Origin of the sequence: Candidatus Accumulibacter aalborgensis, assembly GCF_900089955.1 — a bacterium.
In the GTDB taxonomy this organism is placed as follows: domain Bacteria; phylum Pseudomonadota; class Gammaproteobacteria; order Burkholderiales; family Rhodocyclaceae; genus Accumulibacter; species Accumulibacter aalborgensis.
In genome coordinates this window covers 1-4,880 of sequence record NZ_FLQX01000171.1, presented here as the reverse complement: position 1 = coordinate 4,880, position 4,880 = coordinate 1, and the positions used below count along the sequence as shown (strand labels likewise).

9 protein-coding genes and 2 tRNA genes are annotated in these 4,880 nt (G+C 61.2%); 2 read left to right on the top strand and 9 right to left on the bottom strand.

Annotated elements, in window-relative coordinates; translation table 11 throughout:
• Positions 1–51 precede the first annotated feature (51 nt).
• A tRNA-Lys gene (locus tag ACCAA_RS21235) sits at positions 52–127 on the top strand.
• A gap of 45 nt (positions 128–172) precedes the next feature.
• A tRNA-Lys gene (locus tag ACCAA_RS21230) sits at positions 173–248 on the top strand.
• Between the two features lie 234 nt (positions 249–482).
• Here the strand turns inward: ACCAA_RS21230 and ACCAA_RS21225 are convergent.
• The 9 genes from ACCAA_RS21225 to ACCAA_RS21185 all read right to left on the bottom strand — a co-directional run bounded on the left by ACCAA_RS21225 (position 483) and on the right by ACCAA_RS21185 (position 4,736).
• Positions 483–620 (bottom strand): hypothetical protein, encoded by a 138-nt coding sequence (locus ACCAA_RS21225; RefSeq protein ID WP_186409243.1) that lies wholly within the window; start codon positions 618–620, stop codon positions 483–485.
• Positions 621–678: 58 nt separating this feature from the next.
• Positions 679–948 carry a hypothetical protein gene (locus ACCAA_RS21220; protein WP_186409242.1) on the bottom strand — a complete coding sequence of 90 codons (270 nt, stop codon included), beginning with the start codon at positions 946–948 and terminating at the stop codon, positions 679–681.
• Positions 941–1,513: a DUF3077 domain-containing protein gene (locus ACCAA_RS21215; protein WP_186409241.1), complete on the bottom strand. Its 573-nt coding sequence runs from the start codon at positions 1,511–1,513 to the stop codon at positions 941–943. The genes ACCAA_RS21220 and ACCAA_RS21215 overlap by 8 nt, the downstream gene beginning before the upstream one ends.
• A gap of 134 nt (positions 1,514–1,647) precedes the next feature.
• Complete coding sequence (locus ACCAA_RS21210; protein WP_186409240.1) at positions 1,648–1,965, bottom strand: addiction module antidote protein; 318 nt, start codon at positions 1,963–1,965, stop codon at positions 1,648–1,650.
• Positions 1,962–2,288, bottom strand: a complete 327-nt coding sequence (locus ACCAA_RS21205; protein ID WP_186409239.1) for a type II toxin-antitoxin system RelE/ParE family toxin — start codon at positions 2,286–2,288, stop codon at positions 1,962–1,964. Before ACCAA_RS21205 ends, ACCAA_RS21210 begins: the two co-directional genes overlap by 4 nt.
• 51 nt (positions 2,289–2,339) lie before the next feature.
• Positions 2,340–2,618 (bottom strand): HigA family addiction module antitoxin, encoded by a 279-nt coding sequence (locus tag ACCAA_RS21200; RefSeq protein ID WP_342674079.1) that lies wholly within the window; start codon positions 2,616–2,618, stop codon positions 2,340–2,342.
• Positions 2,619–2,633: 15 nt separating this feature from the next.
• A complete protein-coding gene (locus tag ACCAA_RS21195; RefSeq protein WP_186409237.1) occupies positions 2,634–2,912 on the bottom strand; it encodes a type II toxin-antitoxin system RelE/ParE family toxin in 279 nt (92 codons plus the stop codon).
• 18 nt (positions 2,913–2,930) lie between these two features.
• Positions 2,931–4,247 carry a tyrosine-type recombinase/integrase gene (locus ACCAA_RS21190; RefSeq protein ID WP_186409236.1) on the bottom strand — a complete coding sequence of 439 codons (1,317 nt, stop codon included), beginning with the start codon at positions 4,245–4,247 and terminating at the stop codon, positions 2,931–2,933.
• Positions 4,248–4,598: 351 nt separating this feature from the next.
• Positions 4,599–4,736 (bottom strand): hypothetical protein, encoded by a 138-nt coding sequence (locus ACCAA_RS21185; protein ID WP_186409235.1) that lies wholly within the window; start codon positions 4,734–4,736, stop codon positions 4,599–4,601.
• Between the last annotated feature and the right edge of the window lie 144 nt (positions 4,737–4,880).

Below are 4,880 nucleotides of genomic sequence, written 5' to 3'. Positions count from 1 at the left end.
GTATAGTATTTGACACGAATCCGTCCATTCCCTATAATCCGCCGGTTTTTCGGGTTGGTAGCTCAGTCGGTAGAGCAGTGGACTTTTAATCCATTGGTCGTGGGTTCGAATCCCACCCGACCCACCAGCACCAAGGTACACTGCACGGTCCTAAGTTGGTGACTACCCCGTGGGGGCGTTAGCTCAGTTGGTAGAGCAGCGGACTCTTAATCCGTAGGTCGAGTGTTCGAGCCACTCACGCCCCACCACTAAAAACAAGTAGTTAGCGACGGTCAGGCAGTAATCCATATGGGATACATGCCTTCATGTAGCCACCATGTAGCCAAATCCGGGCAATCCCGATCAACGCCACCAATGAAAAACCCGGCGCTTGGCCGGGTCGGTAGGGTCATGCGGTCGTTACGTTGTAACGCTCGCCGTCGGCAGGCGCCAAGGCGAACCCGGCCACCACGGCAGCAGGCAGAGCTGCGGCATGTGATCGCTCATGACTGAAACCCTCCTGCTTTCAGATCGTCGCGCCAGCTTGCGGCCAGGTCTGCATACCGCTCAGCGATGTGCAGGCCGGCGCTTATCAGGCTGCCTTGGGCCAAGAGGTTGTCGTTTCCGTCGATCTCGCCCAAGAGGATTTCGAGACTGGCGAAGGCTTTGCTGCACGCCAGGAAGTAACCGATCGCCTCTTCAACGTGCATCGGTCGTGGTGGACTCGCCGCGCCGGAAATCGCAGCCACCGGAAAGGGCGTACTGCACGGCGTGGTAGGCTTCCAGTTCGCTGCGCGCGGCCAGTTCGGCGATTTCGGCCAGGTAGCCTTGGCCAACGGCGAACTTCTCGCCCCAACTCTCATTGCGGTCGTGCGGTACCTGCCAGGCGATCAGCCGGCCCGCGTCGTCGCGGGCAGTGAAGCTCAGGTCGTCGCAGCTCAGGATTGGGTTGGTGTTGTTCTCAGTCATGACACACCTCGCCTTCTGCCTGAACCAAACCTCGTGGAACTTCCATTCTCCTGCTGACGACGGAATCGACAAGGGCTTTCGCCATTTCCACGAGATGCACGATTGCCCACCGAGCATCATCATCCAGCGCTTCCGGGGTGTTGCCCTGGCTGGAAGCCGTTGCCAGGAACATCGAAGCGCCGGTGAGTGCGCTTTCGGTCGTGATGTCGTCGCTGACGTTGAAGTACAGCGCCGGACTGCCGGCAGCCGCGAAGTATGGAAGGTTCATGCCGCTTTTCTCAGTCATGGAAGCACCCTCATCAAGCCGAACAGTTGCCGGGTCTCGCTGGCCAGATCGCTGCACGCCCACAGGTAGCTGTCTTGGGCATATTCGTCGACCGGTCGGGTGCCATCCCTGGACCGCCTTTTTTTCTTCCTCGCTCAGCAGTCTCAACGTCGCTTCGTCAAGCCTGTTCAGGTAAACGCCGTCACGTTCAATGCAGAACCCGCCGAAGTTCGTCAGGTTCTTGACCTTGCATAATTCTTTGAAATCGGAAGCGTCGATTTTTCGGCGGCTATTGTTCATGTCGCTCCTTCTCTGCGCTCCTTCGTTTGGGGTGCCACGGCAGGCGGGTGAAGGTGTCCCGCTTTTCGGTTCGCGGGCCTATCCGTGGCATTGGTGCTCTTTACCTGAGTCTGTCAGGCGGCGGTGATGCTCGGTCAGGCCGGGTGTTCCTCTCGTCGGGCCACGGCCAGGCGCAGGCCGGCGGCAGACAGAACGGCCAGCAAGGTTTCGAGTGTTGGGTTTCCCTTGGGCGAAAGGGCGCGGGAAAGGCTCTCACGGCGCAGGCCGGCGCGTGCCGCTACCTCTTGCATTCCTTGGGCGTGGGCGACGTGGCGCAAGGCGCGCAGCAGGGCTTGCCTGCCGCCGGGTTCCTCTGCTTCCTCCAGTGCTGCGGCGAGGTACTCATCGGCAAACGCCGGATCTTCGCGCAGCAGTTCCACCATTGCATCATCATGGGGGCGAGCGGCTTTCATCGTGCATTCCTCCTTTGCCAGTCCTGCCAGTAGCGGACGGCGGTTTCAATGTCGGCTTGCTGGCGGCGCTTGTCGCCACCGATCAGCAACAACAGCACTCGCTGGCCGGCTTGGGCGTAATACACGCGGTAGCCGGGGCCGTGGTCTATCCTCAATTCCCATACGCCATCGCTCAGGGGCTTGTGGTCGCCGAAATTGCCGGCGGCCATCCTTTGCACCCGGACGGCCACCCGTGCCCGTGCCTGCCTGTCGGCCAAGTTTGCGAGCCATTCCTTGAACGGGTCGCGGCCGTCTGCCGTCTGGTAATCGAGAAGATCGAACACGGGCTGGTAACGTATATGTTACAGAAGTTCCGCAGGCGCGGCAAAACTCGGTCAGGCGGCGATTCGCGCCACCGGCGCCCGTTCCTTGGCACGCTCGCCGGCCATCCACAGGTCACGCTGCGTCTGCATGCGCAGCCATAAGCCGGGCGATGTGCCCAAGGCCTCATGCAAGCGCAAGTCCATGTCGGCGGTGACGGCGGCGTGTCCGTGCAGGATGCGCGAGAGCATGACGCGGCTGATGCCCAGATGCGCGGCGAAAGCGGTCACGCTCATGTCGAGGTCTTCCAGCCAGCCGGCAAGCACCTCGCCAGGCGATGCGGGGTCGTACATGTCCATCTTCATCCCTCAGTGATAGTCGACGTAATCGAGTAGCTCCACGTTCGTTCCGTCAAACCGGAAGACCAGCCGCCAATTTGCCTGTACCGTCATGGCATGAAAACCGGCGCGGTCGCCGGATAAGCCATGCAGACGCCAGGACGGGCGAGCCAGATCGCCGGGGCCGGATGCGGCGTGCAGGGCGGTCAGCATTTCCCGCAGGCGCTTGGCGTGAATCGGCTGGATTCCGGCTTGCGTACCAGAGCGGAAGAAGGCTTCGAGCCCCTTGTGTCGAAACGAGACAATCATAGTCCGTCAATCCTCGCTTTACAATCCATTTTGCACGATGCGCAAGCCGGGCCGTACCTCTTCGGCAGGCTGCTCGATACCTGCTTCGTCGAGAATCCACGCCTCGATCTTCGTGTGCCACATCCGCAGCAGATCGAGCGGGCGAACGCGATAATGCTTCTCGGCGGTCGCACTCGGCTTGTGGCCCATGATTTGCGCTGATACTCCCGCGGGGCACTCTACCCACTCGGCGAGCGTACCAAAGGAACGACGTAGGCCATGAATCGAGAGTGCTGGCAGTCCCCCAGCGGTCAGTGCCTTGTTGTGCATGATGCGCGGCTCCTGAAGCCTTCCGGATGCCGCGGCGACACTGCTGAATACCCACTCGTTGCGACGAGGAAGCGCGGCCAGCAGGCCGGCAATGAAGGGCGTTAGCGGAATGGTGCGCTCGCCTTCCACCTTATCTTTGATGGTCAATGCCTTCCACTGGAAGTCCACGTCTTCCCACCGGATACCGGCCACCTCTTCCCGGCGCGCACCAATCAGCAGCGCCGTCTGGAGATAAGCGGCAATGACGGGATTGCCGATCTGGCGCACGGCGGCGAACCATGCTGGCAGTTGCTCACGCTGTAGGCAATCATCCTTGGCGGATTTCTTCGGCAGTTCGTCGCGGGCCATTCGGGTAATGCAGGCGTCGGCCTGTACCTGGTCGCGGTATTCGGGTCGGTCGCTGCACCAGTTCAGGAAGGCGCGCAGATACCTGAACGACAGCGCGGCATGTGTCGGGCGCTTGGCGGCTTCGTCTTTCAGCCAGGCTCGCACCCGGTCGCCGTCGATTTGTTCCAGAGGATGAGCCAGCAGGGACAGCAGGCTGCCAGGTAGCGTCGTGTCACCCTCACCTGGTCGGCGCCCTCGTGTCTTGGGTTGTCCGCCAGCGTCGATGAGCTTCTGATGGTCAATCAGGGTGCGCTCGCCCCAACGCGGGGCGCGGGCAGCAAGGTAGGCTTGCCAGGCGTCGAGTGCCGGCGTTGCGATGCGCTTCGCTTCTTCGATCTTGGCTTCGGCGGCGGCGATGCGCTCGCGCTTCTCTTGGCGCGGGTCGGTGCCCTGGTCGGTCATCGTTTGCAGTCGGCGGGCTTCGTCTCTCGCTGCGCTGAGCGTCCACGCGCGAACGTCGCCGATGGTCACGCGAACGGTTTGCCGGTTTAGCTTGGCCTCGAAGATGAACGCCTTCGCGCCAGCGGTCACACGCACGGCAAGGCGGGGCGCGTCGGTGTCCCAAAGGAAGGATTGCGCCACTCCATCAGGCAGGGTCAGGCGGCGGATTCGGTCGGGTGTCAGGCGTTCGCGGTTCATGTCGTTGGCTCCGGGTTTGGCTACATGGGCGATTCCGTGTAGCCACCATGTAGCCATTTTACAGCAATCCGGTTCAACGTCAAGCAATGCCTACTTACACCACATCATTGATTTTGTGCGTTTTTAATGCCAGCCTTGCACTTCTATCAACGCCGAAAAATGACGTATTTTTCAGACTATTCGTCCGTAGGTCGAGTGTTCGAGCCACTCACGCCCCACCACAAAATCAGGCACTTAGCCCAGGTCAAAAGCTTGGGCTTTTTGTTGGGGTTACGCCGGGGTTACATTTGCCGTCGCCAAGCCGATCTTCCTGGCGATCCGCGCCGCCGCTTGCATCGGTTTTCCCGACGGTCAAAGAATGGCGTGGCGGACGAACGAACCGCCATGACGGCCGATTTCGGCGACCCGTTTTTCCTGGTCTGCGAGCAGACGCTTGCGGCGTTCAAGCTCTCCATTTGGCGTCAACGGCTCGCTGGAAGTGCTTTGCACGCTATCACTCCTGCTCGAACCCCTGGCTCGTGAATTTCAGCGTCCGGCTGTTTTCGGTCACGGTACGGACGACCTGATCCGGCGTAATCGTTTAGCCCCCCGCTCGCCGGCACCGCCCCTCAATCAGGCGGCAGCCGGTAGCGG

What these genes read in the sequence shown, in the direction of transcription:
- ACCAA_RS21220 (WP_186409242.1), bottom strand. Translation starts at nt 948, where the DNA reads ATGACTGAGAACAACACCAACCCAATCCTGAGCTGCGACGACCTGAGC.
- ACCAA_RS21190 (WP_186409236.1), bottom strand. Translation starts at nt 4,247, where the DNA reads ATGAACCGCGAACGCCTGACACCCGACCGAATCCGCCGCCTGACCCTG.
- ACCAA_RS21200 (WP_342674079.1), bottom strand. Translation starts at nt 2,618, where the DNA reads ATGTACGACCCCGCATCGCCTGGCGAGGTGCTTGCCGGCTGGCTGGAA.
- ACCAA_RS21210 (WP_186409240.1), bottom strand. Translation starts at nt 1,965, where the DNA reads ATGAAAGCCGCTCGCCCCCATGATGATGCAATGGTGGAACTGCTGCGC.
- ACCAA_RS21215 (WP_186409241.1), bottom strand. Translation starts at nt 1,513, where the DNA reads ATGAACAATAGCCGCCGAAAAATCGACGCTTCCGATTTCAAAGAATTA.
- ACCAA_RS21195 (WP_186409237.1), bottom strand. Translation starts at nt 2,912, where the DNA reads ATGATTGTCTCGTTTCGACACAAGGGGCTCGAAGCCTTCTTCCGCTCT.